The 26,598-nt window shown below is 55.4% G+C and carries 20 protein-coding genes; 6 read left to right on the forward strand and 14 right to left on the reverse strand.

Features of this window, described 5'->3' with window-relative positions:
* Position 1: 1 nt before the first annotated feature.
* Genes cysN through cysG form a run of 3 tightly spaced genes read right to left on the reverse strand, consistent with a single transcriptional unit; the run spans position 2 to position 3,775 of the window.
* Positions 2-1,432 (reverse strand): sulfate adenylyltransferase subunit CysN, encoded by a 1,431-nt coding sequence (gene cysN / locus EPYR_RS14195; protein ID WP_012669063.1) that lies wholly within the window; start codon positions 1,430-1,432, stop codon positions 2-4.
* A gap of 9 nt (positions 1,433-1,441) precedes the next feature.
* On the reverse strand, positions 1,442-2,350 hold the full coding sequence (gene cysD / locus EPYR_RS14200; protein ID WP_012669064.1) for a sulfate adenylyltransferase subunit CysD: 909 nt from the start codon (positions 2,348-2,350) through the stop codon (positions 1,442-1,444).
* A 9-nt stretch (positions 2,351-2,359) separates the two neighbouring features.
* Complete coding sequence (gene cysG, locus EPYR_RS14205; protein ID WP_012669065.1) at positions 2,360-3,775, reverse strand: siroheme synthase CysG; 1,416 nt, start codon at positions 3,773-3,775, stop codon at positions 2,360-2,362.
* 331 nt (positions 3,776-4,106) lie between these two features.
* On the opposite strand from cysG, the gene EPYR_RS14210 reads away from it, so the two are divergent.
* The gene (locus EPYR_RS14210; RefSeq protein ID WP_012669066.1) at positions 4,107-4,391 is read left to right on the forward strand and encodes a YciI family protein; all 285 of its coding nucleotides are present in this window, start codon (positions 4,107-4,109) and stop codon (positions 4,389-4,391) included.
* A gap of 46 nt (positions 4,392-4,437) precedes the next feature.
* On the opposite strand, the gene EPYR_RS14215 is transcribed toward EPYR_RS14210, so the two are convergent.
* From EPYR_RS14215 to cysJ, 3 genes are read right to left on the reverse strand one after another with little or no spacing between them, the layout of a single operon-like run.
* Positions 4,438-5,169, reverse strand: coding sequence for a phosphoadenylyl-sulfate reductase (locus tag EPYR_RS14215; RefSeq protein ID WP_012669067.1), 732 nt, complete (start codon positions 5,167-5,169; stop codon positions 4,438-4,440).
* Positions 5,170-5,181: 12 nt separating this feature from the next.
* On the reverse strand, positions 5,182-6,897 hold the full coding sequence (gene cysI / locus EPYR_RS14220; protein ID WP_012669068.1) for an assimilatory sulfite reductase (NADPH) hemoprotein subunit: 1,716 nt from the start codon (positions 6,895-6,897) through the stop codon (positions 5,182-5,184).
* A complete protein-coding gene (cysJ, locus tag EPYR_RS14225) occupies positions 6,897-8,699 on the reverse strand; it encodes an NADPH-dependent assimilatory sulfite reductase flavoprotein subunit (protein WP_012669069.1) in 1,803 nt (600 codons plus the stop codon). Before cysJ ends, cysI begins: the two co-directional genes overlap by 1 nt.
* Positions 8,700-8,984: 285 nt before the next feature.
* On the opposite strand from cysJ, the gene queD reads away from it, so the two are divergent.
* The 4 genes from queD (at position 8,985) to EPYR_RS14245 (ending at position 11,801) form a co-directional block, all read left to right on the forward strand.
* Positions 8,985-9,344, forward strand: a complete 360-nt coding sequence (gene queD, locus EPYR_RS14230) for a 6-carboxytetrahydropterin synthase QueD (RefSeq protein ID WP_012669070.1) — start codon at positions 8,985-8,987, stop codon at positions 9,342-9,344.
* A gap of 202 nt (positions 9,345-9,546) precedes the next feature.
* Complete coding sequence (locus EPYR_RS14235) at positions 9,547-10,230, forward strand: amino acid ABC transporter permease (protein ID WP_012669071.1); 684 nt, start codon at positions 9,547-9,549, stop codon at positions 10,228-10,230.
* Positions 10,223-10,987: an amino acid ABC transporter ATP-binding protein gene (locus tag EPYR_RS14240; RefSeq protein WP_012669072.1), complete on the forward strand. Its 765-nt coding sequence runs from the start codon at positions 10,223-10,225 to the stop codon at positions 10,985-10,987. Before EPYR_RS14235 ends, EPYR_RS14240 begins: the two co-directional genes overlap by 8 nt.
* A 40-nt stretch (positions 10,988-11,027) precedes the next feature.
* Complete coding sequence (locus EPYR_RS14245; protein ID WP_012669073.1) at positions 11,028-11,801, forward strand: amino acid ABC transporter substrate-binding protein; 774 nt, start codon at positions 11,028-11,030, stop codon at positions 11,799-11,801.
* Between the two features lie 173 nt (positions 11,802-11,974).
* Here the strand turns inward: EPYR_RS14245 and queE are convergent, their stop codons facing one another.
* The 7 genes from queE to rlmD form a co-directional block, all read right to left on the reverse strand.
* Positions 11,975-12,646 carry a 7-carboxy-7-deazaguanine synthase QueE gene (gene queE / locus EPYR_RS14250; RefSeq protein WP_012669074.1) on the reverse strand — a complete coding sequence of 224 codons (672 nt, stop codon included), beginning with the start codon at positions 12,644-12,646 and terminating at the stop codon, positions 11,975-11,977.
* Positions 12,647-12,804: 158 nt separating this feature from the next.
* The gene (locus EPYR_RS14255) at positions 12,805-14,691 is read right to left on the reverse strand and encodes an acyltransferase family protein (protein WP_012669075.1); all 1,887 of its coding nucleotides are present in this window, start codon (positions 14,689-14,691) and stop codon (positions 12,805-12,807) included.
* A gap of 204 nt (positions 14,692-14,895) precedes the next feature.
* Positions 14,896-16,191 (reverse strand): phosphopyruvate hydratase, encoded by a 1,296-nt coding sequence (eno, locus tag EPYR_RS14260; RefSeq protein ID WP_012669076.1) that lies wholly within the window; start codon positions 16,189-16,191, stop codon positions 14,896-14,898.
* 80 nt (positions 16,192-16,271) lie between these two features.
* Positions 16,272-17,909, reverse strand: a complete 1,638-nt coding sequence (gene pyrG / locus EPYR_RS14265) for a glutamine hydrolyzing CTP synthase (protein WP_012669077.1) — start codon at positions 17,907-17,909, stop codon at positions 16,272-16,274.
* Positions 17,910-18,108: 199 nt separating this feature from the next.
* Entirely contained in the window at positions 18,109-18,885 is a 777-nt protein-coding gene (mazG, locus tag EPYR_RS14270) for a nucleoside triphosphate pyrophosphohydrolase (protein ID WP_012669078.1), read from the reverse strand.
* Positions 18,886-18,923: 38 nt separating this feature from the next.
* Positions 18,924-21,158 carry a GTP diphosphokinase gene (relA, locus tag EPYR_RS14275; RefSeq protein ID WP_012669079.1) on the reverse strand — a complete coding sequence of 745 codons (2,235 nt, stop codon included), beginning with the start codon at positions 21,156-21,158 and terminating at the stop codon, positions 18,924-18,926.
* A 32-nt stretch (positions 21,159-21,190) separates the two neighbouring features.
* Positions 21,191-22,507: a 23S rRNA (uracil(1939)-C(5))-methyltransferase RlmD gene (rlmD, locus tag EPYR_RS14280; protein ID WP_012669080.1), complete on the reverse strand. Its 1,317-nt coding sequence runs from the start codon at positions 22,505-22,507 to the stop codon at positions 21,191-21,193.
* 141 nt (positions 22,508-22,648) lie between these two features.
* On the opposite strand from rlmD, the gene barA reads away from it, so the two are divergent.
* Positions 22,649-25,378 carry a two-component sensor histidine kinase BarA gene (gene barA, locus EPYR_RS14285; RefSeq protein ID WP_012669081.1) on the forward strand — a complete coding sequence of 910 codons (2,730 nt, stop codon included), beginning with the start codon at positions 22,649-22,651 and terminating at the stop codon, positions 25,376-25,378.
* Between the two features lie 65 nt (positions 25,379-25,443).
* On the opposite strand, the gene EPYR_RS14290 is transcribed toward barA, so the two are convergent.
* Positions 25,444-26,583, reverse strand: a complete 1,140-nt coding sequence (locus EPYR_RS14290) for a glycerate kinase (protein ID WP_012669082.1) — start codon at positions 26,581-26,583, stop codon at positions 25,444-25,446.
* Between the last annotated feature and the right edge of the window lie 15 nt (positions 26,584-26,598).

Genomic DNA, 26,598 nt, shown 5'->3' on the forward strand with positions numbered 1-26,598 from the left:
GCTATTTACCGCCCAGCAGGTCGCGGGCATTCCAGTGTGGGAAGTGACGGCGAACCAGCGCATTCAGTTCCAGCTCAAAAGCACTGAAGTTTGCGCTACCGGCGGAAATCTCTTCTGCCAGCGGCTGACGGATCATCCCGGCTCCCACGGTCACGTTACTCAGGCGATCGATAAAAATCATGCCGCCGGTGACCGGGTTCTGCTGATAGCTATCAAGAACCATCGGCTCATCAAAGACGATATCGACCAGGCCTATCGCGTTCAGCGGCAGTTCTGCGCTGTTATGCTGCGTCAGATGATTGATCTCCACCTGATGCTGAATGTTTTCTACGCGCGCGCGCGTTTTCTTACCGGCGATTTTCACATCGAAACTTTGCCCCGGCGTCAGCGGCTTTTCAGCCATCCACACCACGTCAACCGCAGCAGCGCGTACTGGCGTCAGTTCTGCACCAGCATCCACCAGCAGGTCGCCACGGCTGATATCGATCTCATCTTTCAACACCAGGGTGATCGCTTCCCCGGCGGCAGCCCGTTGCAGGTCGCCGTCAAAGGTGACAATGCGCGCAATGCCCGACTCGACGCCCGAAGGCAGCACTTTCACCCGTTGCCCCACCTGCACGCTGCCGGATGCCAGCGTTCCCGCATAGCCACGGAAATCCAGATTTGGGCGGTTAACGTACTGCACCGGGAAGCGCATCGGCTGCTGCTCGACCACGCGCTGCACCTCAACGGTTTCCAGCACGTCCAGCAGCGTCGGGCCGCTGTACCAGCTCATATGGCCGCTCGGCGCGGCAACGTTTTCACCTTCCAGCGCCGACAGCGGCACAAAGCGAATATCCAGATTGCCCGGCAGCTGCGTAGCGAAATCGAGATAATCCTGTTTGATCTGCTCAAAGGTGGCCTGGCTGTAGTTGACCAGATCCATTTTATTGATTGCCACCACCAGGTGTTTAATGCCGAGCAGCGTCGAGATAAAGCTGTGGCGGCGGGTTTGATCGAGCACGCCTTTACGCGCATCGATCAGCAGGATCGCCAGATCGCAGGTTGATGCGCCCGTCGCCATATTGCGCGTGTACTGCTCGTGGCCTGGCGTATCGGCGATAATAAATTTGCGCTTTTCGGTAGAGAAGTAGCGATACGCCACGTCAATGGTGATGCCCTGCTCGCGCTCGGCCTGTAGCCCGTCCACCAGTAATGCCAGGTCCAGCTTTTCCCCCTGAGTACCGTGGCGTTTGCTGTCGTTATGCAGCGATGACAGCTGGTCTTCATAAATCTGCCGCGTATCGTGCAGCAGTCGGCCAATCAGGGTGCTTTTGCCGTCATCGACGCTGCCGCAGGTGAGAAAACGCAGCAGGCTTTTATGCTGCTGTGCGTGCAGCCAGGCTTCCACTCCGCCCTGGTCGGCAATCTGTTGTGCAATAATGTTGTTCATGGCGGCTCCTTAGAAATAACCCTGGCGTTTCTTCAGCTCCATCGAGCCGGCCTGATCGCGGTCTATCATTCGCCCCTGGCGCTCGCTGGTGGTGGAAACCAGCATCTCCTCGATAATGCCAGGCAGCGTTTTCGCTTCCGACTCTACCGCCCCGGTAAGCGGCCAGCAGCCGAGGGTACGGAAGCGCACCATACGCTGTTCAATGACTTCACCCGGCTGCAGGTCGATGCGATCGTCATCAATCATCATCAGCATGCCGTCTCGCTCCAGTACCGGGCGCGGGGCGGCCAGATACAACGGCACAATTTCGATATCTTCCAGAAAGATGTACTGCCAGATATCCAGCTCGGTCCAGTTGGAGAGCGGGAATACGCGGATGCTTTCGCCTTTGTTCACCTGACCGTTGTAGTTGTGCCACAGCTCCGGGCGCTGGTTTTTCGGGTCCCAGCGGTGGAAGCGATCGCGGAAAGAGTAGATACGCTCTTTGGCGCGGGATTTTTCTTCGTCGCGGCGTGCGCCGCCGAAGGCCGCATCAAAACCATACTTGTCCAGCGCCTGCTTCAGCCCTTCGGTTTTCATGATATCGGTGTGTTTGGCGCTGCCGTGCACGAACGGGTTAATGCCCATCGCCACGCCCTCCGGGTTGCGGTGAACCAGCAGTTCGGCACCAATATTTTTCACCATGCGGTCGCGAAATGCGTACATTTCGCGGAATTTCCAGCCGGTATCCACATGCAGCAGCGGGAATGGCAGCGTCCCCGGATAAAAGGCTTTACGCGCCAGATGCAGCATCACCGATGAATCTTTGCCAATGGAGTACATCATCACCGGATTGGCGAACTCTGCCGCCACTTCGCGGATAATATGGATACTTTCCGCCTCCAGCTGACGCAGGTGAGTAAGTCGTTTTTGATCCATCATTTTTCCTCAAGCCAAATTCACAACGGGGGACTGGCGTCCGTCCTGCTGCGCTGAATGTTGATACCATGCCAGCTGCTGATGCAGATTGACCACTTCGCCAATCACTAACAGCGCAGGGGTTGGGGCATTTTGTGCCAGCTCGCCGAGCTGTTGCAGCGTGCCGGTCAGTACCTGTTGGTCCTGACGGGTTCCACGACCGATCACCGCGACGGGCGTTAGCGGATCGCGCCCGTGCGTCATCAGCTGGTCGGCGATATCCCCTGCGGCCATAGCACCCATATAGATCGCCAGCGTTTGTCGCGCACGCGCCAGCGAAGGCCAGTCGGTGCCGTTACCGTCGGCACGGCACTGCCCGGTAACAAACAGCACGCTCTGGGCATAGTCGCGATGGGTCAACGGGATGCCGGCGTAGGCGGTAGCACCGGCAGCTGCGGTCACGCCGGGTACCACCTGAAATGGGATGCCCGCCGCCGCCGCCGCCTGCAGCTCTTCACCGCCACGGCCAAAGATAAACGGGTCTCCGCCCTTCAGCCGCACCACGCGCTTGCCCTGCTGCGCCAGCTCTACCAGCATGCGGTTGATCTCTTCCTGCGGTACGCTATGGGCGTTAGCGCGCTTGCCCACGCAGATGCGGTCGGCATCACGCCGCACTAAGTCCAGAATTTCATCACTGACCAGGTAGTCATACAGCACCACATCCGCCAGCTGCATCACCTGTAGTCCGCGCAGAGTCAACAGCCCGCTGTCCCCCGGGCCGGCACCGACAAGGATGATCTCTCCCTGGGGCGTTTCCACATCGGTTAACTGACTGTCGAGCGTGCGTTTGGCTTCATCGACATTGCCCGATGCCACCTGGCTGGCGAACAGCCCGTTAAAGGCTTTGTCCCAGAAGCGACGGCGATCGGACATCATCGAGAAGCGCGCTTTGACCTTGTCGCGCCACTGCCCGGCGATCTGCGCCATCTGGCCGAGATTAGCAGGCAGCAGCGCCTCCAGTTTTTCGCGCAGCAGACGCGCCAGCACCGGCGCGGTGCCGCTGGAAGAGATAGCCACCACCAGCGGGGAGCGGTCAACGATGGAAGGAAAGATAAACGAGCATTTCGGCTGGTCGTCCACCACGTTGGCCAGCAGATGGCGAGCGGTGGCATCCTGATAAACCTGCCCGTTGAGTTCAGCATTATCGGTGGCGGCAATCACCAGGAATACGCTACCGAGCTGCTCTGGCCGGTAGGCGGTGGCCAGCCATTCAACGCGGTGGCTCTCGGCCAGTGCGGCCAGCTCTTCGCACAGCTCGCGTGAAACAATCTGTACCCGCGCTCCGGCCCGGCGCAGCAGTTCGATTTTGCGTGCAGCCACGTCGCCACCGCCCACCACCAGCACCGGCTTGTGTCTGATATCAGCAAAAAGAGGGAGATAATCCACGCGAACCTTCTTAATTACATAAGCTTGAAAGGGACTATACGTGTCCGGCTGAAGGGTTATGAAATGACTAATTGGAATGAGTAGTTACCGAATGGAATAACGTGATGGGAAAGCTGAGAACAAAATGTGCTTAACAGATGATATTGTTAGCATTCGGGCAGCGGGCGCGCCCGCAAAATACTTCGCCGGTTTATCGCGGTCAGTTTAAAATATCTGGCTGATAACCTCAGTCGACCGCCGTACCCTTTAGCGAATTGCGCAGAATAAATAGCGTTGTTGCGCTGGCCGCTGCTGCCGATGGCATTGCTATCTGTTAACCTCTGGAGTCGTTATGTATCTTGTTTTGCTTAGCTATACCCGCCCAATGGACGAAGTTAACCGTCTGCTGGAACCGCATATTGAGTGGATTAATCGCTATTTTGCCGATGGCGTCTTTATCAGCGCCGGGCGCAAAGAGCCGCGCACGGGCGGCATGATCATGGTAAAGGAGATGGATCGCGCACGGCTTGATGCCATTCTGGCGGAAGATCCTTTTCAGGCCGTAGCCAGCTATGACGTGACCAAAGTCAATATCACCCGCTCTGCCGATGCGTTTTCCGCGCTAACGGGGATCTGAACATCAAGAACGAGCCGCTGTTTCAGCCCGCCCGTTGGTAGCAGACTTATTCGTGCAGGCCGCATTCGCGCTTCAGGCCGAAGAAGCGGGTTTCTTCTTCCGCCATGCCCGGCTGCCATTTGCGCGTGGTGTGGGTATCGCCGACCGACAGATAGCCCTGCTCCCGCAGCGGGTGGTAGCTCAAGCCATGCTGTTGCAGATACCGGTAAACCTGACGGTCATCCCAGTCGATAATCGGCAGCAGTTTGAAAACGCCTTTTTTGACGGCCAGTACCGGAAGGTGCGCACGGCTGCCGGACTGATCGCGGCGCAGTCCGGCAAACCACGTCTGGCCCTGCAACGTTTCCAGCGCGCGGTTCATCGGTTCCACCTTGTTGATCTGGTTGTAGCGCTCAATGCCTTCTACCCCCTGCTCCCATAGCTTGCCGTAGCGAGCTTCCTGCCACGCCGGACTTTGCGCAGCGCGGAACACCTGTAGGTTAAGATCGAGCTTTTCCGTCAGCTGGTCAATAAACCGGTAGGTTTCCGCGAACAGGTAACCGGTATCGGTGAGGATCACCGGGATATCTGGCTTCTGGCGCGTCACCAGATGCAGGCTCACCGCCGCCTGAATGCCAAAGCTGGAGGTTAATACCGCCTGGCCAGGCAGATTCTCCAGCCCCCAGGTCACCCGTTCCTCGGCGGAAAGCTTATCCAGCTTATTGTTGATTTCGGCGAGCGCCATTACGCGCTCAACCTTGGGAAGTTGGTTCAGTGCAGAGAGATCGAGAACTGCCATCTTATGCCTCCGTCATTGCCAGAAATCACGAGCCGGATCGCGTACCGGTTGCACCACCCCGGCGCGGAGGGTGAAATCACCGAAGCCTTCATCCGCATATCGCTCTTGTGACCAGCGGTCGATCAGCTCATCAAGGATAGCCAGAATTTGCTCTTCGTTGATATTTTCGCGATACATACGCGGAATGCGCGTCCCGATGCGGTTACCGCCAAGATGCAGGTTATAGCGCCCCGGCGCTTTGCCCACCAGGCCGATTTCCGCCAGCAGCGCACGGCCACAGCCGTTAGGGCAACCCGTTACGCGCAAAACGATATGCTCATCGCCCACGCCGTGCGCGGTCAGGATCTCTTCCACCCGCGTGACAAACTGCGGCAGAAAACGCTCCGCTTCCGCCATCGCCAACGGGCAGGTCGGAAATGCCACACAGGCCATGGAGTTTTCACGCTGGTGGCTGACGTTTTCCATCAGGCCGTGCGCCACCGCCAGCCGCTCAATGTTCTCTTTTTCTGCCTCCGGCACCCCGGCAACAATCAGGTTCTGATTCGCGGTTAAGCGGAAGTCGCCCCGGTGGATTTTGGCAATTTCTGCCAGTCCGGTTTTCAGCGGGCGGCCGGGATAGTCCAGCAGGCGGCCGTTTTCGATAAACAGCGTCAGATGCCACTGATTATCAATGCCCTTCACCCAGCCAAAACGATCGCCACGGGTGGTGAATTCATACGGCCGGGTCGGCTCAAAGGTGATACCGGCACGGCGTTCCACTTCTGCCTTGAAGACATCCGGCCCCACGCGCTCAAGGGTGTATTTGGTTTTCGCATTTTTACGGTCGGTGCGGTTGCCCCAGTCACGCTGGGTGGTCACCACCGCTTCAGCCACGTCGAGGATCTTGCTTAGCGGCAGATAGCCAAACTCGCTGGCGGTTCGGGCAAAGGTGGCTTTATTACCGTGTTCGATTGAAAGACCGCCGCCAACCAGCAGGTTGAAACCGACCAGCCTGCCTTGTTCGGCAATGGCGATAAAGTTCATGTCATTGGCATGCAGGTCAACGTCATTGTGCGGCGGCACCACTACCGTGGTTTTGAACTTACGCGGCAGATAGGTTTCACCGAGGATCGGCTCTTCATCCGTGGTGGCCACTTTTTCCTTATCAAGCCAGATCTCTGCATAGGCGCGGGTGCGCGGCAGCAGATGCTCGGAGAGCTTCTTCGCCCATTCATACGCTTCCTGGTGCAGTTCGGACTCAATCGGGTTCGAGCTGCACAGCACGTTGCGGTTAACGTCGTTAGCGGTGGCCAGCGCGTCCAGCCCGACTTCGTGTAGCATCTGATGAGCCGGTTTGACGTTGCCCTTCAGGATGCCGTGGAACTGGAACGTCTGACGGTTGGTCAGACGGATACTGCCGTAAATGGTGTTATCACTGGCAAATTTATCGATGGCCAGCCACTGTTTTGGCGTCATGATCCCGCCCGGCAGGCGGCAGCGCAGCATCATCGCATGACGCGCATCCAGCTTCTGTTCGGCACGCTCGGCGCGGATATCGCGATCGTCCTGCTGGTACATGCCGTGAAAGCGGATCAGCAGGAAGTTGTCGCCGTTAAAGCCGCCGGTCAGCCCGTCATGCAGGTCTTCAGCAATGCCACCGCGCAAATAGTTGCTTTGTTTCTTCAGGCGTTCGGCGTCGACCAGCTTGCCTTCAACCACCAGTGGGCCTGGATATTTTTCATCGCTCATTAGTACACATCTCGCTGATAACGGCGCTCAATGCGCAGCTCGCTTAAAAATTCATCTGCCGCTTCGATGTCCATTGCACCAAATTCGGCTACCACTTCCAGTAATGCCTGCTCAACGTCTTTGGCCATGCGGTTGGCATCGCCACAGACATAAATATGTGCGCCCTCTTCAATCCAGCGCCACAGCTCTGCGCCATTAGCACGGATTTTGTCCTGTACGTAGACCTTATGCTGCCCGTCACGCGACCAGGCTAAGTCAATGTGGGTCAGCAAACCGTCTTTGACGTAGCGCTGCCACTCGACCTGATAAAGAAAATCTTCGGTAAAGTGCGGATTACCAAAGAACAGCCAGTTCTTGCCGCCAGCCCCTTCGCTGTCGCGCTGCTGCATAAAGGCACGGAACGGGGCGATCCCGGTGCCGGGGCCAATCATAATCACCGGGGTTTGTGGATCGGCCGGCAGGCGGAAGTTGTCATTGTGCTCGATGAAAATGCGCACCTCTGCATCTTCGCTAAGACGGTCGGCCAGATAGCTGGAAGCGCCCCCGGCTCGGGCGCGGCCTTCGATCTCAAAACGCACGGCACCTACGGTGATATGGACTTCGTTTTCGTTCTCCGCCTGCGAGGAGGCAATGGAGTACAGGCGCGGCGTGAGCGGGCGCAACAGCCCGGTTAACTGTTCCGCGTTCAGTTCGGTCGGGGCATAACGCGCCATATCAACGATAGGCGTGTTCTGCGCATAGTGCTGTAAAGCGCTCTTATCGCCTATCTGCGCCAGCAGCGCCTCATTACGTGAGAGCCTGGCATACTGTTCGACGATCTGCGGCGTATTTACCGTCAGTTCGTAATGTTTTTGCAGCGCTTGCGCCAGCGGCACGGAGCGGCCATCCACCGTCACCGGCTCATCGCCCTTCAGCCAGAGAAGTTGCAGCAGCTCCTGTACCAGCGCCGCATCGTTTTCAAACCAGACTCCCAGCGCATCGCCCGGCTGATAGCGCAGCCCGGAATCACCAAGGTCAATTTCGATGTGGCGTACATCTTTAACGGAATGGCGACCGGTGATTTTCTGATTAACCGCCAGGCTGGCGCTAAGCGGTGCTTCTTTGCTGTACGGGCTGCTGGAGATGGCGTTGATGCTGCCCGCTGCGGCAGCCGTCATCTGAGACGAGCCCGCCTGCGGAACGCGTGCTTTTAGAATATCGGTTAGCTGTAAGCGCCAGGCCTGCGCCTCAGCAGCGTACTCTACGTCTGCATCAACGCGCTCCAGCAGGCGTTCAGCGCCCAGCTCGGCCAGCCTGCTGTCAAAATCTTTACCGGCCTTGCTGAAGAATTCATACGACGTATCGCCAAGGCCAAACACCGCAAAGGCGCTGGCGTTCATCTTTGGCGCTTTCTTCGACATCAGGAATTTATGCAGTGCCACCGCTTCTTCCGGCGGCTCCCCCTCGCCCTGAGTGGAGGTGACCACCACCAGCAGTTTTTCCTGGCCAATTTGTTTGAACTTATAGTCACCGGCATTGACCAGGCTGACGTTGAGCTTTGCACCCAGCAGGTCGTCGCGCAGCTGTTCAGCCAGACGGCGGGCATTACCGGTCTGGGAAGCAGAAAGGATGGTGACCGCCGGCACTTCGGCTGCTGCTGGCGCAGCGGCGGCTACCGCACCCGATGCCGGGTTGACCATGCCCCAGAAATAACCGGAAAGCCAGGCCAGCTGCATGGGGGAATAATCACCGGTCGCCGCCTGCAGGCGGGCGAGCTGATCCGGATTAAGCGGAAGCATATTTAAAGGTGCCTGAGTCGTCATTGCGTCAAAAGTTCCAGAGTCTGAGATCTATAGCAACAGGGTAAAGGTAAGCATAACAACCCTTAAATAAGGGTTGGTACTAATTCATAACCAAAATGACTAAACGGTTTTTCGGGTAAGCGTTAGCGGCAAAACAGATTGATTTTAATATTATTTTTCAAACAGTTAAAAAATAAATATTTCGCCATTCTTTATCTCACGGCATCTGGCCGGTAAACGGGTGCGAAAAAAGCTCTTTTACGGTATCCTGCAGCGTTTTTTAAGACCTTTACAGAGACCGGGATCATGGCAACCACGCTATTTAAAGAATTTCAATTTGAAGCCGCGCACCTTTTACCGCATGTGCCAGCCGGACATAAGTGCGGCCGCCTGCACGGACACTCCTTTATGATCCGGCTGGAAATTACTGGCGAAGTGAACCCCCATACCGGCTGGGTAATGGATTTTTCCGAGATCAAAAGCGCATTTAAGCCGATTTATGACCGGCTGGATCACTACTATCTTAACGATATTCCCGGTCTGGAAAACCCGACCAGTGAAGTGCTGGCAGAATGGATTTGGCAGCAGATGAAACCTGCCCTGCCGCTGTTAAGCGCGGTCATGGTAAAAGAGACCTGCACCGCCGGATGCGTCTACCGTGGCTGATGCCAGACGGGCCTGGCTAATCGCCTTTTATCAGCCGGGCCTGAACACGTTAACGCTTTTGCCTGACTGATTCAGTTGCCAACATCTATTTCCATTAAGAATAATCTATAACTGCAAGTTATATAGCGCACCTGCGCTGACATGATAACCTTTGGTGACAAAACGAATATTCTTAGCAACGCTATTTTAGGGAAGGTGCCGGGTGCCCTCATGGTTTAATTTAGCAATCGAATCATTCTGGCCAATGCTTTATGCCGGTCTGACATTCACCATTCCACTCACGCTGATCGCCTTTACGCTGGGTTTATCCCTTGGCGCTGTTGTCGCTCTTGTCAGACTGTATGGCCCCCGGCCTTTGCAAAGCCTGGTGCGCTTTTATGTCTGGCTTATTCGCGGCACGCCGCTGCTGGTTCAGCTGTTTCTTATCTTTTATGCTTTGCCCGGGGTCGGTATTACCATCGACGCTTTCCCGGCCGCCGTAATCGGCTTTACGCTGAATATCGGGGCTTATACTTCGGAGATTATTCGCGCCACGCTGCTGTCCGTCCCCAAAGGGCAGTGGGAAGCTGCGCACTCTATCGGTATGAGCTGGGGCCAGACGCTGCGACGCATTGTTATGCCTCAGGCGGCACGGGTTGCGGTACCGCCTTTATCAAATACCTTTATCGCGCTGGTTAAAGACACGTCTCTGGCGTCGGTGATCACCGTTCCCGAACTGTTTCTCGCCGCGCAGCGTATTGCGGCGGTAACCTACCAGCCATTAATACTGTATACCGAAGCGGCGATTATTTATTTACTGTTAAGCTCGGTGTTGTCTGCTTTGCAGGCGCGACTGGAAAAAAAGCTGGCCAACAACGGTGCTATAAAAGGAAGAGATAATGATTAAATTATCCGCCATTGAAAAACGCTTTGATGGTAACCCGGTATTAAAAAACATCAATCTGACCATCAATGAGGGCGCGGTAACCGCGCTGATTGGGCCGTCAGGAAGCGGCAAAAGCACCCTGCTGCGCTGTATCAACCTGTTGGAAATTCCTCAGGCTGGGGAATTAACCATCGGTGATGAACGGCTTTTATTTACCGGCAGCGCCCGCGTGAGCAAAAAAGACACCCGCCGCATATGCCAGCAAACCGGAATGGTGTTTCAAAATTTTCAACTGTTCCCGCATTTGACCGTGATTGAAAATATCATGGAAGGCCTGATCACCGTCCAGAAGCAGAGCCGGCCACAGGCTGAAGAACGCGCCGAAATGTTGCTGAATAAGGTTGGCATGCTGCACAAACGGGATGCCTGGCCTGCCACGCTGTCCGGCGGCCAGCAGCAGCGTGTGGCCATTGCCAGAGCGCTGGCTCCTTCGCCTAAAGTGTTGCTGTGTGATGAACCCACTTCGGCGCTGGATCCGGAGCTATCACAGGAAGTGGTCGCGGTGTTAAAGCAGCTTGCCAACGAGGGCATGACCATGTTGATGGCAACGCACGACCTGCGTCTCGCCGCGAATATCGCCAGCCAGGTGGTATTTATTGAGGCGGGCGAAATAGTGGAAAGTGACAGCTCGAAAAATATTTTCACCCGGGCCAGTAAAGCCAGAACCAAAGCGTTTATCTCGACGCTGACCGAAACCTTACCCGATTGGGAAATTTAACCCGAAGACTATATTACCGAGCGCATTCAGGAGTTTAGACATGAAATCTATCGCAACGCTGTTATTAGCAGGCATGGTGCAGTTCGGCCTTTCATCACAGGCAATGGCAGAAACCGAGCTGTCCAAAGTTCAGTCGGCGGGCGCGTTGAAAATCGGCACCGAGGGTACCTATCCGCCCTTCAGCTACCACGATACCAGCGGCAAACTCACCGGCTTTGATGTTGAAATCGGTCGTGAAGTTGCAAAACGTCTGAATGTTAAGGCGGAATTTGTGGAAGCAAAATGGGATGGCCTGATTGCCGGACTGGATGCACGTCGCTATGACGCGGTGATTAACCAGGTTGCCATCACTGCGCCACGCCAGCAAAAATATGATTTTTCTGTGCCGTATATCTCTTCCCGAGCGGTGCTGATCGTGCGCAGCAATAACAGTGCGATTAAGTCATTCGATGATTTGAAGGGTAAAAAATCAGCCCATACCTTGACCAGCAACTTTGCCCAGCTGGCAACGCGCTACGGTGCACAAGTTGTTGGAACTGACGGCTTTAATCAGTCGGTCGACCTGGTCGCCAGCGGTCGCGCAGACGCCACCATCAACGACAATCTCTCCTACCTCGACTTCAAAAAGCACAGGCCTGATGTGAAGGTTAAGATCGCCGCAACGCTGCCAGCGGCCGAGGATGAAGGTATTCTGCTGCGCAAGGGCAATACGGAACTTAAGGCCGCCATTGATAAAGCCATTAGCGATATCAAATCTGACGGAACTTATCAGCGCATCTCACAGCACTATTTCGGCGCAGACGTGTCTGAATAGTTCGGCAGCGCGGGGCGATTTAGCCCCGCGTCCGCATGTCCATCCTGATAATCCAGACGTTGGGTTCATCAACGTGCGCGTAGTCAGAATATAACCTTCTTATTGATACACTTAATTTATTCATCCTTCTCATAGCAAATCATTCATGCCTGAAGCAGATGACTGTTTACACGTCAGGCAATATTGAGATATTTGTGCGTCTGCATCGACAGCCGCCAGTTACGGGCAATGCAGGTATCAATACAGAGTTGGGTGGCATCGGCCTTTTGGCTGATCGGCTGCAGGGCAATGATACGCGCCTTGTTATCATTCAGCGTAGCCAGCAGTTCATCCAGCGCATCGACGTCGCGCTGACGCGCTACCGGGTGCTTCACCTCATCGGCGCGCACTAGGGCCTGGTTCAGCACATCATAACCGCCGCGCATATTCACCTTGGGCGATACCGTTACCCAGGTTTGCGCCGTGCAGCGCACCTGATGGGTGCCGCTGGTTTCTATCTGACAGCTGAAGCCGCTATCCTGTAACGCGGCGGTCAACGGCGTCAGATCATAGATGCACGGCTCACCGCCGGTGATCACGATATGCTTTGCCGTCCAGCCGTGTCGACGGATCGTTTCCAGCAGCGCGGGCGCATCGGCCGCGCCCCAGGCATCGGTCTCTACCGTTTTCAGCAGAATATCCCCCAGCGATGTCTCCCGATCGGCCAGCTTATCCCAGGTGTGTTTAGTATCACACCAGCTGCAGCCCACCGGGCATCCCTGCAGGCGGATAAAAATAGCCGGAACGCCGGTATAAAAGCCTTCGCCTTGCAACGTCTGAAACATCTCATTTATCGGGTACTGCATCAACTTCTCGACTGGTGGCAAATGACGGGCGCAGATTATGGCAGATTGAGCAGATAAGGCCAAACAAAGCGTGCGGATTGTGTCTGGCCTTATAATTTGAACTGACAGCGCGTACCTCAATAACGGATGCAGGGCCTGCCGCCCCTCTCCGGCATCGATCACATAAATTTTTTATTATGCATTTGCGCCATGGCCTGTTGCGCGACGTCTTTTGAGCCGCTCAGGGTAAAGTGACCGTAGTCGTTGGAGAACGGCCGCCCGTCAGAGGCTAAACCGCGACAGAAGCCGCCCGGGCATACAATCGACCAGACCGAAATATAGCGAATTCCCTGTTGGGACATGGCCTTCGCCATCTTCAGATCGGTGTCACGGATCTCTGGCTTTACCGACGAAGCGACAAGATCTTTGCGCCCGTCCGTCTGATATGCCAGCAGGTTTGGCAGCGCCTCGGTGTACTCGACGGTCGGCCCCATCACGATAATATTGTTCGAACGCGATTTAAGGTGGTCGAGCGTGGCGCGCAGCGGCGCAATATCTTCCGGCGCCCAGCGGGCTGAAATAATAATGCCGTCAATCTTATGCTGCGGGAGCCACTCGTCATAAACATAGTCCACCAGTTTTGTACACGGATTGTGCAGCGTCTGGCGGGAAAGGGGTTTGCAACCGGCTGAAGTGGCTTGGATCACGTTAATACCATCACCTGCCGTCAGGCTGATGGCGCGCCACAGGTGAGCTGCATGGCTGTCACCGATCACCACATAATTCTTCGCTGCCGCCGAGGTTTGCAGACAGAAAGCGCGATCGAACGGCTTATCTTCCTCATTTTTCCCGTCAACAAAGCACCGCCCGCGACGGTACTGATAATCAAATTCCGGCATTTTGCTATATTCCGCGTAGTGAGCAAGCGCGAGAGCCTGTTGCGAAAAGTGCCCGGAATGGTTGTCGATATGGCCTTTGTAAAGCGTGCCGCTGGTCATTACTACCAGTCCGATAACGGAAACGGTAACCGCTCTGCCTGCTGTCACGAAAGACAATTTGTAACGAAACGGGATTTCAATCAGGTAGCGTGACGCCACCGCCAGCCCCAGGGTTAACGCAGCAATCACCGCTTCGCGTATTCCCGGTGCAAAGTTAAAGAACATGCGGGCGTAGACGATAATCGGCCAATGCCACAGATACAGACAGTAAGAGATCATGCCGATGTAAACGACCGGCTTCAGGGCCAACAGGCGCGATATCACCGATTGTTGACCGGCAAGAATAATCAGGAAACTCCCCACGCACGGCCACAGCGCATTCCATGCCGGGAAGGGCATATCGGTATTCAGCATCAGGAAACCATACAGGATTAGCGCCAGACCGGCGAGACTCATACCGTGTCTGAAGGACTGACTGAGGCGTGCCGTTTTCGCCTCCAGCCCAGCAACAGCAATGATCCCGCCCAGCGCCAGCTCCCAGGCCCGGGTCGGTAACATATAGAAGGTGAAAGTCGGTTTACGCGTCACGCCGTAAATACTTAACGCCAGCGAGGCGGCAATAATCAGCAGCATGACCTGGGTAGTGCGGCGGCGGAAAATCCGTATCACAAACAGCAATACAATCGGGAAGATAATATAAAACTGCTCTTCTACAGCCAGTGACCAGGTGTGAAGCAGCGGCTTCAGCTCGGCTGGCCCGTCAAAGTAACCGGTCGTTTTCCAGAAAAAAATATTGGAAACGGAAAGCAGCGCTGCCGTTGCGCTGTTGCTCAGATCGCTGAATTGTGCCGGAAGAAGATGGTAATAGCCGAAAAGCAACGTTGCCAGCAGCACCACAAACAGCGGCGGCAGAATACGCAGGCAGCGACGTTTATAGAAATCGAGATAAGAGAAATGACCCGCCAGCGCACTTTGGTAAATAATGCCGCAGATCAGATAACCCGATATCACAAAGAAGATATCGACCCCGGTAAACCCCCCAGGAATCCCCCCCATCCCCATATGATAAGCAATGACAGGCAGCACGGCGAGTGCACGCAGCCCGTCGATATCAGCACGATATTTCATTTCTCCGATCCCAATAACAAATAGTTACGGGCAATTTACACAAAAATACATAGGAAAAGGTCATGCCGGCGTGAACCAGGAGTTTTCTCATCGAGAAGGTTATCAGGGTAATCTATTGATAATTAAAGAAGAAAAAAAAAGCCCCGTTCAAAGACGGAGCTTTTCAGAGAAACCTCAGCCACCAGGACTCAGGATATCAGTATCTTACTGGCCTTTTACTTCTTTCAGACCGTTGAATGGCGCACGGTTACCCAGCGCTTCTTCGATACGGATCAGCTGGTTGTACTTAGCAACGCGGTCAGAACGGCTCATCGAACCGGTTTTGATCTGGCCAGCCGCAGTACCTACCGCCAGGTCAGCGATGGTCGCATCTTCAGTTTCACCTGAACGGTGAGAGATGACCGCCGTATAACCCGCATCTTTCGCCATTTTGATCGCCGCCAGCGTTTCGGTCAGAGAACCGATCTGGTTGAATTTGATCAGAATGGAGTTAGCAATGCCTTTATCGATACCTTCTTTCAGGATCTTAGTGTTGGTCACGAACAGATCGTCACCCACCAGCTGGATTTTGTCGCCCAGCACTTTGGTCTGGTAGGCGAAACCATCCCAGTCAGATTCGTCCAGACCGTCTTCGATAGAGACGATTGGGTACTGTTTGGTCAGATCTTCCAGGAAGTGAGTGAACTCTTCGGAAGTGAAGGCTTTGTTGCCTTCGCCAGCGAGCACGTATTTACCGTCTTTGTAGAACTCAGACGCTGCGCAATCCATCGCCAGGGTCACATCTTTGCCCAGCTCGTAGCCTGCTGCTTTTACCGCTTCAGCGATAACGGCCAGCGCTTCGGCGTTAGAACCCAGGTCAGGCGCGTAGCCGCCTTCGTCACCTACGGCGGTGCTCATGCCTTTCGACTTCAGCACTTTTGCCAGGTTGTGGAACACTTCAGAACCGATGCGTACCGCTTCTTTCAGGGTTTTCGCGCCAACAGGCTGGATCATGAATTCCTGAATGTCGACGTTGTTGTCAGCGTGCTCACCGCCGTTGATGATGTTCATCATTGGCAGTGGCATGGAGAATTTGCCCGGAGTCCCGTTCAGTTCAGCGATGTGCTCATACAGCGGCATGCCTTTCGCGGCAGCTGCAGCCTTAGCGGCAGCCAGAGAAACCGCCAGAATGGCGTTAGCGCCAAACTTGGATTTGTTCTCAGTACCGTCCAGATCGATCATGATCTTGTCGATGTTAGCCTGGTCTTTCGCGTCTTTACCGGTCACCGCTTCAGCGATAGGACCGTTAACCGCGCCAACCGCTTTGGTTACGCCTTTACCCAGGAAACGTGATTTGTCACCGTCACGCAGTTCCAGCGCTTCGCGCGAACCGGTAGAAGCACCTGATGGCGCTGCTGCCAGACCGACAAAGCCGCCTTCCAGATGAACTTCTGCTTCAACGGTCGGGTTACCACGGGAGTCGATGATTTCGCGACCGATGACTTTAACGATTTTGGACATTAGATTTTCCTCAGTACAAGTTAACTTAAACTCAGACATACCTGTCGAAACTATTGAGTTCCAACAGGTTATGAAAACACTTATTTTGCCAAACGCTTCTGGTACTCGCTGGCGGCTTTAACAAAGCCGCTAAACAGCGGGTGACCGTCTCGAGGTGTAGAAGTAAATTCCGGATGGAACTGACATGCAACAAACCAGGGGTGATTCGGGATCTCAACGATCTCTACCAGCTGGTCATCCCCGGAGCGGCCTGCCACACGTAACCCGGCCGCTTCAATTTGCTTCAATAGCATATTGTTGACTTCATAACGATGGCGGTGACGCTCAACGATGGTGTCGGAGCCGTACAGCTGACGCACCAGGCTGTTGTCGGTCAGCTGGCACTGCTGGCTGCCCAGACGCATGGTGCCGCCTAAATCGCTCTGCTCGCTACGCTGCTCAACGTTGCCTTCTTCGTCACGCCATTCAGTGATCAGCGCCACCACCGGGTATTTACAGTCCGGTACGAACTCCGTGGAGTTGGCTCCTTCCATATGCGCCACGTTGCGGGCGAATTCCATCAGCGCCACCTGCATACCCAGGCAGATGCCCAGATAAGGGATGTTGTTTTCGCGGGCGTACTGCGCGGTCATCAGCTTGCCTTCAACGCCGCGATAGCCAAATCCGCCAGGGATCAGGATGGCATCCAAATCCTTCAGCAGCTCCACACCTCGGGTTTCGACATCCTGTGAATCGATAAGTTTAATATTCACCGTCACACGGTTTTTCAGGCCGCCGTGCTTCAGGGCTTCAATCACCGATTTATAGGCATCCGGCAATTCGACATATTTACCCACCATGCCGATATTCACTTCGCCGCCCGGATTGGCTTCCTGATAAATCACCTGCTCCCACTCTTGCAGATTGGCTTCAGGCGCATTCAGGTTGAAGCGCTTGCAGATATAGTCATCGAGGCCCTGCGATTTCAGCATGCCCGGGATTTTGTAGATGGAGTCGACATCTTTCAGCGAGATCACCGCTTTTTCCGGCACGTTGCAGAACAGCGCGATTTTCGCACGTTCGTTAGCCGGCACCGCCCGATCGGAACGGCAGATCAGCACATCGGGCTGAATACCGATTGACAGCAGCTCTTTCACGGAATGTTGCGTTGGCTTGGTTTTGACCTCGCCCGCTGCCGCCATATACGGCACCAGCGTCAGGTGCATATACATGGTGTGCTCGCGGCCAACGTCAACCGCCATCTGACGGATGGCTTCAAGGAACGGCAGGGATTCGATATCACCGACGGTTCCGCCGATTTCCACCAGCACCACATCATGGCCTTCGCCACCTTCGATGATGCGCTCTTTGATGGCATTGGTAATATGCGGGATCACCTGAATGGTTGCGCCCAGATAGTCACCGCGACGCTCTTTGCGCAGCACTTCGGAGTAAATACGGCCGGTGGTGAAGTTGTTACGGCGGCTCATCCGGGTACGGATAAAGCGTTCGTAGTGACCGAGATCCAGATCGGTTTCCGCGCCGTCATCAGTGACGAAGACTTCACCGTGCTGGGTCGGGCTCATGGTACCCGGATCCACGTTGATGTACGGGTCCAGCTTCATGATGGTCACGTTAAGACCGCGTGCTTCAAGGATGGCAGCCAGGGAGGCTGCGGCAATGCCTTTACCCAGAGAGGAAACGACCCCGCCGGTCACAAATATATAGTTCGTTGTCATGCTGAACCTGAGAATGTAGGTTTAAAGACGATGGAATGAATAACCAGGACGGGAAAATAGTATACCCGAAACCCACAGGGGCGACAATTGATCGTTTCCGGTTGTGTGCTTTCCAGCGTATTTACCGCCAGGAGATTACCTGAATGTTCGCCGCCGGAGGTTGACGTGTGTCACACTTTTGTTGAATCGTGTCAGCTAACTATTCCTGTGATTTGACGATTTGCCATGCGGCCTCCATTTGCGCCAGGCTCGCCTGCTGCATTTCCAGGTCCTGGGCGGCAATAATTTGCTCAACCTGACGGAAGCGACGTTCAAATTTGAAATTGGCCTTTTGCAACGCGGTTTCCGCTTTGCTGCCAAGATGACGCGACAGATTTACCGTGGCAAACAGCAGATCGCCAATTTCCTCTTCCAGCTTATCGCGGTCGATCACCGCCTGCTGCGCTTCGTGCATCACTTCGTCAATCTCTTCGTGCACTTTATCCAACACCGGCCCAAGGGTGTCCCAGTCAAAACCCACGCTGCTACAGCGTTTCTGGATTTTGTGGGCGCGCATCAGGGCTGGTAGCGCATGGGGAATGTCATCCAGCGCCGAGTGCTGTGCTTTCTCTGCGCGCTCGGTGCTTTTGATCTGTTCCCAGTTCATCGGTTCCCCCTCACTGCCCTGAGCGCTGGCAAAGAGATGCGGGTGGCGGCGCTCCAGCTTATCGCTGATGGCCCGGCAGATATCATCGAAGTTAAAATGCCCCTGCTCCTGGGCCATCTGCGCGTAAAACACCACCTGGAAAAGCAGGTCACCCAGTTCGCCGCGCAGATCGTCAAAATCGGCGCGGTTGATGGCGTCGACCACTTCATAAGCTTCTTCCAGCGTATAAGGCGCAATGGAGGCAAAAGTTTGCTGACGATCCCACGGGCAGCCGTTTTCCGCATCGCGCAGGGTTTTCATGATGCCCAGCAGGCGATCGAGAGAAGTCATTGTTTTATCCATTCAGGTGGTTTATCCGCTCAGACAGATTAATGCAGACGCTTCGCGTCAATGATATCAGGCACCTGATTAAGGCGCGCCAGCACCCGGCTCAGCACCTGTTGATTATAAATCTCAATATCCATATCAATAGTTGCCAGCTGCCTTTTGGTATCGCTGTGGCTGGAAACGCCGAGCACATTCACTTTTTCGTTGGCCAGAATGGTGGTGATATCGCGCAACAGACCGCTGCGGTCGTTCGCCGTCACCCGCACCACCAGCGAATAGCCGCTGGAGTAGGTTTCTCCCCATACGGCATCAACAATGCGCTCAGGCGCGTGGGATATCAGGTCGGCCAGCTGGTCACAGTCGGCGCGGTGAATCGAAATGCCGCGCCCCTGGGTGATAAAACCGGTAATGTCATCACCGGGTATCGGCTGGCAGCAGCGCGCAATATGATGCATCAGGTTGCCAACGCCCTCGACCACCACGCGGCCGCTCTCTTTGCTGCGCGGCACGCTATTGGAAGTTTTCTGCGTCAGCTGGCGCAGCGCCTCGCGGTCTTCCTCTTCGGCACTCGGCTTATGCAGCTTAGACTGCAGGAAGTTACTCATCTGATTCAGACGCACGTCGCCGCCGCCAATCGCTGCCAGCAATTCATCCAGCGAATTGTAGTTATAGCGCGGCAGCAGCACCTTTTCAGCATCTTTCAGGTTGATATCAAGATGATCGAGTTCGTTGTCGAGGATCTGCCGACCGGCAATAATATTTTTGTCGCGATCCTGCTTACGGAACCAGGCGTGGATCTTCGAACGCCCACGGCTGGTGGTGACATAGCCGAGGTTAGGGTTCAGCCAGTCGCGACTCGGGTTTGGCTGCTTCTGGGTGATGATGTCGATCTGATCGCCCATTTGCAGATGATAGGTAAACGGCACAATGCGCCCGCCAATTTTCGCCCCGATGCAGCGGTGACCGATATCGCTGTGAATGTGGTAAGCGAAGTCCAGCGGCGTGGAGCCGGCAGGCAGATCCACCACATCCCCTTTCGGGGTAAACACGTAAACCCGATCGTCGAATACCTGACTGCGCACTTCGTCAAGCATCTCGCCGGAGTCCGACATCTCCTCCTGCCAGGTGATCAGCTTACGCAGCCAGGCAATGCGTTCTTCATGGCCGGATGCGCCGCGCGCGCTGCCGCCCACGCCGCCTTCCTTATATTTCCAGTGCGCCGCCACGCCCAGCTCGGCATCTTCATGCATCTGGCGGGTGCGGATCTGGATCTCGACGGTTTTGCCCTTAGGCCCCAGCACCACGGTGTGGATCGACTGATAACCGTTGGGTTTAGGGTTAGCAACGTAGTCATCAAACTCGTTTGGCAGATGGCGGTAAAGCGTATGAACGATACCCAGTGCGCCGTAGCAATCCTGCAAACGTTCAGCAACGATACGCACCGCACGCACGTCGAACAGCTCATCGAAAGCCAGCGACTTTTTCTGCATCTTGCGCCAGATGCTGTAGATATGTTTGGGTCGGCCATACACTTCGGCCTTCACGCCCTCTTTAACGATTTCGGTGCGCAGCGACTGCACGAAGGTATCGATATAATCTTCGCGATCGATGCGCCGCTCGTGCAGCAGTTTGGCGATGCGCTTGTACTCTTCCGGGTGCAGGTAGCGGAAACAGAAATCTTCCAGTTCCCACTTCAACTGGCCAATCCCGAGGCGGTTCGCTAACGGCGCATAGATATTGGTACACTCTTTCGCCGCCAGCACGCGCTCATCTTCCGGCGCGTCTTTGACTTCCCGCAGATGAGCGATGCGCTCCGCCAGCTTGATAACCACGCAGCGAAAATCTTCCACCATCGCCAGCAGCATTCGCCGTACGTTATCAACCTGCTCGGAGGCCATCGAATCATTGTGCGTGGCTTTTAACTGACGAATGGCATCCATATCGCGCACGCCGTGCACCAGCGAGACGATGGATTGACCAAACTGCGCTTCGAGCACCTCTTCGCTGACCACGCCGGCATCTGCCAGTGGAAACAGCAGCGCCGCGCTCAGGGTTTCGTTATCCATGCTGAGCATGGAGAGGATCTCCACCATCTCAACGCCGCGCCACAGCAGCAGGGCCGCATCGGGGTGATTCTTCGTCGCCGTGTCACAATAGCGCCAGGTATCGGCCAGTCGTTCACATGACTGCGGGTTAGAGATCGCCAAATCAGCGATCCATTGGTCGAGCGCAAACTCGCCAGCCGTATTAAGATGTGCACTTCTTACCGCAACCATATGCCCTCCAGGCATTGCCCCCGATCGGGGAGCTATTTTCGGCTAAACAGCACCATCGATTCCAGGTGCCCGGTATGGGGAAACATGTCAAGCATAGTCACCCTTTCCAGTTGGTAGCCGGACGTAAGCAAAATCTCACTATCACGCGCGAGCGTCGTGGGGTTACAGGAAACATAAACCACCCGTTGCGGCGCAAGCTTGGTGATATGCGCCATCACTCCCGCAGCACCAGCACGCGCTGGATCAAGTAATACTTTATTGAATCCCTGCGCGGCCCACGGCTGACGGCTAACATCTTCTTCAAGGTTATGCTGCCAGAACGTCACATTGTTAAGATTATTTAATTCTGCATTATACCCAGCCTTGGCCACTAATGCTGCTACGCCCTCCACTCCCACAACATTTTTAGCAAATTTTCCCATTGGAAGGGTAAAATTTCCCATTCCACAGTACAGATCCAGTACCCGATCTTCTGGTTGCAGGTCAAGCCACGTCAGCGCGCGCGCCACCATCTGCTGGTTAACCTCATCGTTCACCTGGATAAAGTCACGCGGGCTGAACGTCAGCGTCAGATCACCAGAACGATAGTGCGGCATGACGCCGCTAGCCTGCTCAAGCGAGTCGCCATCGGCCGCCAGGTATAAAGACAAGTGGTGCTTATGCGAAAATTGTTCCAGTTTTTGCCGGTCGCCCGTCGTCAACGCATCCAGATGGCGTAAAACCAGCAGCGGCCCGTTGTCTGCCTGCACCAGCTCAACATGTCCGAGACGGCGCACCGCCTGCAAACCGCTTAGCACCGCACGAAGGGGCTGAAGCAATGCATTAAGTTCGGGCTTCAATATCGGGCAATGCGTGATATTGACCAGTTCACTGGTGCTTTTTTCGCGAAACCCCATGTGTAATGTCTGCGTTGCGGGCTGGAAGCTAAGACCAAGGCGCGCACGCCGGCGATAGCCCCATGTCGGCCCGGTGATAATGTCGTCCACCGCCACGGCCTCGCCGCGCTGCTTTGATAACAAATGCCCCAGCGCTTTGGCTTTACTTTGCTGTTGCAGGGACGGGGAGGCATGCTGCAGCTGACAGCCGCCGCAGCGGCTATAATGAGGACAGCGGGGCTGGACGCGTTCCGGGCTGGCGGTAACGATACGTTTTGCCACCCCGCGTGAAAAGTGGCGTTTATCTTCACTGATGCTCACTTCTGCCACTTCGCCGGGCAATGCTCCCTGCACAAACAGGGCTTTGCCATGATGGTGCGCCACCCCCTGACCGAAGCTGTCAAGGTCATGAACTGTTACCGTTATCGTCTGGCGGGTCGTCACGCGCCTTTTTGCAGAGTAGAATTGCGCCATTATTTTCTTCGTTCTCGAAAAGTAGAGATGATGGTCGTGAAAAAACGGGCGTAGCCTGGCACAACGTCAGCCATAATTCGACCTCTTCAGGACACAATGCCAAATGGACGGCACCGCGCACTGTCGCATACAGGGAATATGATGACCAAATACAGCCTGCGGGCACGCATGATGATTTTGATTCTGGCACCGACGCTGATGATCGGCCTGCTGCTTTCCACTTTTTTTGTTGTTAACCGCTACAATGAATTACAAAGCCAGCTGACGGATGCCGGGGTCAATATTATTGAACCGCTGGCGGTTTCCAGCGAGTACGGCATGACCTTTCACAGCCGTGAATCGGTGCGCCAGCTGGTTAGCCTGCTGCATCGTCGCCATTCGGATATTGTGCGGGCCATTTCAGTCTTTGACGACCACAATCAGCTGTTCGTTACGTCGAATTACCATCAGGCACCGGATCTGCTGCGCCTGCCGGAAAACCTGCCATTAACGGCGCGTTCAATGAAACAGCGTCAAGGCAATTCAGTCATCCTGCGCACTCCCATTCTTTCTGAAAGCTACTATCCGGATGAATCGCCAGCCCAGGATGCCAAACCGACCGGTAATCCACTCGGCTACGTCGCCATTGAGCTGGATCTGCAATCGGTGAGACTTCAACAGTACAAAGAAGTGTTTATCTCCACGCTGCTCCTGCTGTTGTGCCTGTGTATTGCCATGCTGTTTGCTTATCGTCTGATGCGTGACGTGACCGGCCCTATCCGCAATATGGTCAGTACCGTTGACCGCATTCGCCGTGGACAGCTCGACAGCCGGGTGGAGGGCCACATGCTGGGCGAACTGGACGTGTTGAAAAACGGCATTAACTCCATGGCCATGTCGCTCACCGCCTATCACGAGGAGATGCAGCAGAACATCGATCAGGCAACCTCCGATCTGCGTGAAACCCTGGAACAGATGGAAATTCAGAACGTCGAGCTGGATCTGGCGAAGCGGCGCGCCCAGGAAGCGGCTCGTATTAAATCGGAATTTCTGGCGAATATGTCTCATGAATTACGTACTCCGCTCAACGGGGTGATCGGTTTTACTCGCCAGACGCTGAAAACGATGCTCAATTCAACCCAGCGCGACTATTTGCATACGATTGAGCGGTCGGCCAATAATCTGCTGAGCATTATTAATGACGTGCTGGATTTCTCTAAGCTGGAAGCCGGAAAGCTGGTGCTGGAGACAATTCCGTTTCCGCTGCGCGCTACCCTGGATGAAGTGGTGGTGCTGCTGGCTCAGTCCGCGCATGAAAAAGGGCTGGAATTAACCCTGAATATTCAGAGTGATGTCCCGGATAACGCCATCGGTGACCCGCTACGCATGCAGCAAATTATTGTTAATCTGCTGGGTAATGCCATCAAGTTTACCGAATCGGGCAATATTGATATTCGGGTGGAAAAACGCGCACTGAGCAATAATCGCATGGAGCTGGAAGTACAAATCCACGATACGGGCATCGGCATTTCCGAGAAACAACAGTCGAAGTTGTTCCAGGCGTTCCGACAGGCTGACGCCAGTATTTCACGCCGCCACGGCGGCACCGGGCTGGGGCTGGTGATCACGCAGAAACTGGTGAATGAAATGGGCGGTGAAATCTCCTTCCATAGCCGGCTGCACCGAGGTTCAACCTTCTGGTTCCATATTAACCTGGAACTTAACCCTAACGCTGCCAGCGATCCGCGCATCATGGATTGTGTTGAAGGCCAGCATCTGGCCTATGTCGAGCCGAACGCGGCGGCAGCGAAAGCGGTAATGGAAATGCTCAATGCCACGCCAATGCAGGTAAGCTATAGTCCATCCCTCGATGAGCTGGCGCAAGATTGCTATGATGTGCTGCTGATGGGTCTGCCCGTGGTTCAGGGACATAGCCTTGAGATCGATGAAGAACAGCTAACGCCCATTTTGCAACGCGCCAACAGCGTGATTATGGCTTTACCTTTCCAGATGCAGATCTATGCGGAAGATTTGAAAGCGCGTGGCGTGACCGCCTGCCTGATTAAGCCGCTTTCCATGACGCGCCTGCTGCCCGTTCTTGTCGACCATCATCATCGCCGCGACATGCAGCCACAGGCCGAACGTACGCTGCTGCCGCTGAGGGTGATGGCGGTAGATGATAATCCGGCGAACCTCAAACTTATCGGCGCGCTGCTGGAAGAACAGGTGGCCGATATTGTCCTGTGCGACAGCGGTGAAGCGGCGATTGCACAGGCGCGGCTACAGCATTTGGATATCATTTTGATGGATATTCAAATGCCTGACATTGATGGCATTCGCGCCAGTGAACGGATCCGCGAACTGCCGCAACATACGAATACCCCGATTGTCGCCGTCACTGCCCATGCGATGGACGGGGAACGCCAGCAGCTGATGAAGGCCGGAATGAACGATTATCTCGCCAAGCCTATCGATGAACAAAAGCTGAGTCGCCTGCTGGCCCGTTACTCGCCGGTTGGGCAGCGCGCATTGCCGTCAGTGAGCGAGGTTCCGGCCTCTCTCGACTGGACGATGGCTTTGAGCCAGGCGGCAAACAAGCCCGATTTGGCGCACGACCTTTTGCAGATGCTGGTCGACTTTCTGCCTGAGGTGCAAAAACTGGTGGAGTTGTATAGCGCAGAGAACAATATCAGCGCATTGCGCAACATCATTCATAAACTGCATGGCAGCGCCAGCTATAGCGGCGTACCGCGCATGAAACAGCTGTGTCTGCAGCTGGAACAAAACCTGCGTCACAGTGAAGATATCGCGGCGTCAGAACCCGAGCTGCTCGAACTGCTTGACGAAATGCATAACGTTGCACGGCTGGCCAAAGAGCGGCTGAAGCTGTAAGCCCGCTGAGGGATCGCTGCGGGGCGAACCCCGCCCGTATCGCCCCACGGCGAGGCCGCCGACGCTTACATTTGCCGTCCGATATGGAGGGTAGCAGCAACGTTGCGCGCCGTCATACGCACATTTTCTGCGGCTTCCTGTAGCGCATCATCCAGACTGCAGATGCGGTAAATCACGCTGAATACCGCATCCAGCCCGTGCTGGTGTACCACGCCCGCATCGCGTGAGAGGCTTCCGGCAATAGCGATCACCGGCTTTTTGTGACGCTTCGCCACCCGCGCCACGCCCACCGGCACTTTACCCTGAATCGTCTGGCTGTCGATGCGCCCTTCTCCGGTTACCACCAGCGTGGCATCCCGCACTAATGCCTCCAGCCCGAGCGCTTCGGTGACAATCTCAATGCCGGGTCGCAGCGTGGCGCGACAAAAAGCATAAAGCCCGGCCCCCATACCGCCAGCAGCGCCGCCTCCGGCAAGAGTGAGCACATCGCAGTGCATATCTCGCTGGATCAGCGCCGCAAAGTGCTTGAGCGCATAATCCAGCTGTACAACCTGTGCGGGCGTGGCCCCTTTTTGTGGGCCAAATACCACCGATGCGCCCTGCTCGCCGGTCAGCGGGTTAGTCACGTCGCAGGCAACGTCAATCTGGCATTCAGCAATCCGGCGATCCAGGCCGCTGAGATCGACAGCGGCAAGCCGTGCCAGTTCAGCACCACCGTAACTGATGCACTTGCCCTGCTGATCCAACAGCCTGGCACCCAACGCCTGAATCATCCCCGCCCCGCCGTCATTGCTGGCGCTGCCCCCAATACCGATAATCATCCGCTTTACGCCCTGATCCAGCGCATGGCGCATCAGCTCTCCGGTGCCCCAGCTGGTGGCGGTCATCGCATCACGCTGCGCAGCAGGCACATGCTCCAGCCCGCTGGCGGCAGCCATTTCAATAATGGCGCACTGCCCGTCACCGGACAGGCCGTAGAATGCCTCAACGGGCTTCCCCAGCGGGCCTGTGGCCTGTAACCGGACGATTTTTCCACCGCTCGCGGCGACCATGGCTTCAACTGTCCCTTCGCCGCCGTCGGCAACCGGCAGTTTGATATATTGCGCATCGGGGAAAATGTCGCGAAAACCCAGTTCAATCTGAGTGGCAACCTGTAATGCGGAGAGGCTTTCTTTGTAAGAATCAGGGGCGATAACTATTTTCATCGGTTGTCCATAGCG

The organism is Erwinia pyrifoliae DSM 12163 (genome assembly GCF_000026985.1).
Classification (GTDB): Bacteria; Pseudomonadota; Gammaproteobacteria; order Enterobacterales; family Enterobacteriaceae; genus Erwinia; species Erwinia pyrifoliae.

Coding starts and splice junctions, on each gene's coding strand:
- cysN (WP_012669063.1), bottom strand. CDS start 1,432: ATGAACAACATTATTGCACAACAGATTGCCGACCAGGGCGGAGTGGAA.
- cysD (WP_012669064.1), bottom strand. CDS start 2,350: ATGGATCAAAAACGACTTACTCACCTGCGTCAGCTGGAGGCGGAAAGT.
- EPYR_RS14210 (WP_012669066.1), top strand. CDS start 4,107: ATGTATCTTGTTTTGCTTAGCTATACCCGCCCAATGGACGAAGTTAAC.
- EPYR_RS14215 (WP_012669067.1), bottom strand. CDS start 5,169: ATGGCAGTTCTCGATCTCTCTGCACTGAACCAACTTCCCAAGGTTGAG.
- cysI (WP_012669068.1), bottom strand. CDS start 6,897: ATGAGCGATGAAAAATATCCAGGCCCACTGGTGGTTGAAGGCAAGCTG.
- cysJ (WP_012669069.1), bottom strand. CDS start 8,699: ATGACGACTCAGGCACCTTTAAATATGCTTCCGCTTAATCCGGATCAG.
- queD (WP_012669070.1), top strand. CDS start 8,985: ATGGCAACCACGCTATTTAAAGAATTTCAATTTGAAGCCGCGCACCTT.
- EPYR_RS14240 (WP_012669072.1), top strand. CDS start 10,223: ATGATTAAATTATCCGCCATTGAAAAACGCTTTGATGGTAACCCGGTA.
- EPYR_RS14245 (WP_012669073.1), top strand. CDS start 11,028: ATGAAATCTATCGCAACGCTGTTATTAGCAGGCATGGTGCAGTTCGGC.
- queE (WP_012669074.1), bottom strand. CDS start 12,646: ATGCAGTACCCGATAAATGAGATGTTTCAGACGTTGCAAGGCGAAGGC.
- EPYR_RS14255 (WP_012669075.1), bottom strand. CDS start 14,691: ATGAAATATCGTGCTGATATCGACGGGCTGCGTGCACTCGCCGTGCTG.
- eno (WP_012669076.1), bottom strand. CDS start 16,191: ATGTCCAAAATCGTTAAAGTCATCGGTCGCGAAATCATCGACTCCCGT.
- pyrG (WP_012669077.1), bottom strand. CDS start 17,909: ATGACAACGAACTATATATTTGTGACCGGCGGGGTCGTTTCCTCTCTG.
- mazG (WP_012669078.1), bottom strand. CDS start 18,885: ATGACTTCTCTCGATCGCCTGCTGGGCATCATGAAAACCCTGCGCGAT.
- relA (WP_012669079.1), bottom strand. CDS start 21,158: ATGGTTGCGGTAAGAAGTGCACATCTTAATACGGCTGGCGAGTTTGCG.
- rlmD (WP_012669080.1), bottom strand. CDS start 22,507: ATGGCGCAATTCTACTCTGCAAAAAGGCGCGTGACGACCCGCCAGACG.
- barA (WP_012669081.1), top strand. CDS start 22,649: ATGACCAAATACAGCCTGCGGGCACGCATGATGATTTTGATTCTGGCA.
- EPYR_RS14290 (WP_012669082.1), bottom strand. CDS start 26,583: ATGAAAATAGTTATCGCCCCTGATTCTTACAAAGAAAGCCTCTCCGCA.